This window comes from Paludibacter sp. 221, from assembly GCF_010501035.1.
GTDB lineage: Bacteria > Bacteroidota > Bacteroidia > Bacteroidales > Paludibacteraceae > QVMH01.
Genome location: NZ_QVMH01000029.1, coordinates 20,797 through 23,681, shown reverse-complemented (window position 1 = coordinate 23,681; position 2,885 = coordinate 20,797). Strand labels below are relative to the sequence as shown.

General features: G+C 39.3%; 3 protein-coding genes. 1 reads left to right on the top strand and 2 read right to left on the bottom strand.

What is annotated here, in order from left to right; translation table 11 throughout:
• Nucleotides 1-65: 65 nt before the first annotated feature.
• Entirely contained in the window at nt 66-734 is a 669-nt protein-coding gene (locus D0T49_RS07420; protein WP_163629967.1) for a YggS family pyridoxal phosphate-dependent enzyme, read from the top strand.
• A gap of 82 nt (nt 735-816) precedes the next feature.
• Here D0T49_RS07420 and D0T49_RS07415 read toward each other — a convergent pair whose 3' ends face one another.
• Both D0T49_RS07415 and D0T49_RS12960 read right to left on the bottom strand, forming a co-directional pair.
• Nucleotides 817-2,553, bottom strand: a complete 1,737-nt coding sequence (locus tag D0T49_RS07415) for an alpha-amylase family glycosyl hydrolase (RefSeq protein ID WP_163629966.1) — start codon at nt 2,551-2,553, stop codon at nt 817-819.
• Between the two features lie 151 nt (nt 2,554-2,704).
• Nucleotides 2,705-2,885 (bottom strand): hypothetical protein (locus D0T49_RS12960; RefSeq protein WP_203583445.1); only part of this gene is annotated, 181 nt, incomplete at its 5' end.

Here is a 2,885-nt window from a genome sequence, read left to right as displayed (position 1 = left end):
GACTTTTAGTCCGTTATATAACCCACCGCCTCTTTAGGCGTGTGGTAATTTAGTTGCAATATATCATGTCGGTGTGTGCTAACATACAGCGTGTAAGGCAAAACATCCCTTCTCATGTACAGTTGGTTTGTGTGTCCAAATTTCATCCGAATGATGCTGTTTTGGAAGCATACAACTGTGGTGAGCGTGTGTTTGGCGAAAGCAAGGTACAGGAGTTGGTAGGTAAGTACGAAAGCCTGCCCAAGGATATTTTGTGGCATTTTATAGGTCATTTGCAAACCAATAAGGTGAAATATATCGTTCCCTTTGTTGAGCTGATACATGGTGTCGATTCGGTTAAGCTATTGGCAGAGATAGATAAACAAGCTGCAAAGGTAGGGCGCATCGTAAATTGCTTACTGCAAGTACATATAGCACAGGAAGAAACTAAGTTTGGATTTGATGAGCGTGAATTGTACGAACTGTTTGAAAAAGGTTTGCTGAAAGAATGTCCTAATGTGTCAGTTTGCGGCCTGATGGGAATGGCTACTTTTACAGACAATGGAGAGCAGGTAAGAGCCGAGTTTAAAACTCTGAAAACTTTGTTTGATAAGTTAAAGAGAGACTTTTTTACAGATAAAAATGATTTCTCCACCCTTTCGATGGGTATGTCTGACGATTACCCAATAGCAATAGAGGAGGGTAGTACTCTGGTACGTATCGGGACTACTATTTTTGGGATGAGAGAATACTGATTTTACTCTGAGTGCAAATTACGCAAATATTGAACTCTTGCGTAATCTGCACTGCTTGTATCCTTTTATAGTACCAATATCGTTATATTCCTAATGCTTTTGTTTTACTGGTGGTATTGTTCTGTTTTTGACCTTTAGAGGTCTTTATTAGCTTGATAATCTTTCCTTTCCAAGCTGGAAGATATACTTTGAATACTTCGGCTGAACTTAATGTTATATCGGGCAGTTCTTCTTTTTCGTCAAGTAAGTTTACACACTTATAGTTTTCGTTTTCGTTAATACCCAAAAACTGAAAAGCCTCAGCCGGAATCCTGATTTCTGTATCAAGGTTTTTATCGTGAAAGTTTAAGGCAAAAAGCAGCAAGTCGTCCTCATACTTGCGGAAGTATGCAAATTGTTCGTGTGAGTTGAATTTGGGATTGTCATAGTTGGCAAATTCCAAATCGTACATAACCCCTTCGGTAATTGCCTTTTCATTCATCGTTACATTGAGCAACTTTTTGTAAAATTCACGTAATTCTAATTGCTCGTTGGTCAGGTCTTTCCCATCGAATTTTCCTTTGTTTGCCCATGCTTGTATCGATTTTACACCCCAATAATCGAAAATAGTAGTGCGCCCGTCTACACCGCTGAACCCTTCGTTATCCATGCCTAATTCGCCTAATTCCTGCCCGAAATAAATCATTACAGGAGCTTTGGTCAGCGTAGCGGCTACTATCATTGCCGGTTGTGCATATATACCGTCGCCTGCAAAAAATCCGGATGCAATACGTTGTTCATCGTGATTTTCGAGGAAGTTAAGCATATTATCTTCAATTCCTCCGAGTTGCTGCCACGCGTAAGTTATGTTGCGCACCGGATGATTCCGGCTTGTTACGTTGCGCAATGTATCATATAATCCTACTTTATCGTATAAATAATCAAATTTACCGTTGCAGATATAGTTACGGTATTCAGCCGGATTGTACACCTCGGCAATGAAAATGATGTGAGGATACTCTTTCTTTACCCGTGATATTGCCCATCCCCAAAATTCTACCGGAACCATTTCGGCCATATCGCAGCGGAAACCGTCTATTTTTTTTGAAGCCCAGTAAAGTAATATATCCAGCATTTTGTGCCATGTGTCGGGTATAGGGTCAAATTGTTTCTGTTTTCCCTCCATATAGTTTACACCATAATTCAGTTTTACGGTTTCGTACCAGTCGTTTATGGTAGGCGAGGGGTTGAATACATCATTCCCCGATGCTTTTGCCGGAAACTCGTTGTATCCGTCGATATCGAATTGGGGAGTGAATTTTTGGTTGGGAATATAGTAGAAGTTATTCGAAGGTGAAAAAGCCCAATCGGGATTATCCTTTTCTCCCAAGTCGGTCACTCCTTTAGGTTTGACGTCGGAATGGTATTCGCGGGCAACATGATTTGGTACAAAGTCGATGATGACTTTCATATCTGCTGCATGTGTACGTTTCACCATATTTTCAAACTCAGCCATCCGGTTGTCTACGTTCACAGCCAAGTCTGGGTCAACATCATAATAGTCTTTGATGGCGTATGCCGAGCCGGCCCTGCCCTTTACTATAGCCGGATGGCTTTGTCGTATGCCGTATGCTGAATAGTTTGTTTTAGTGGCATGTTCGATAACTCCGGTGTACCATATATGGGTAGTTCCAAGCGATTTTATTTCATTCAATGCTTTGGTTGTGAAACTGTTGAATTTACCGCAGCCATTTTCCTCTATAGTGCCGTCGTACTTGTTTTTTGTTTTGTAATTTCCGAAAAGACGGGGTAGTACCTGATATATTACAAATTTTGACATGATTTTATTTTGTAGTTTATGAAATTAGATTGGATTTCAATATCATTTAATCTGACATTCAAATTTAAACAAAAAACAAATGAGTAGGGTGTTTGTTTATCATCTATTAAGAAACTGTTTTGAATTTTACGAATATTTTCAGGTCTATTCTTTATGATATTCTTTCATGCTCATTTTCGCCCTTTTTCGTGTTTTTCAATTTATTTTTTATCTCAAGCAGCCCGCTGCTATACGGAAAAATAAATTGAAATCTTTCGAAAAATAAGTATTCGACACAATTTAATTTATAATTCTGGGATGGGTGAAATCCCCCGCCTTTAGGCGGAGAATTT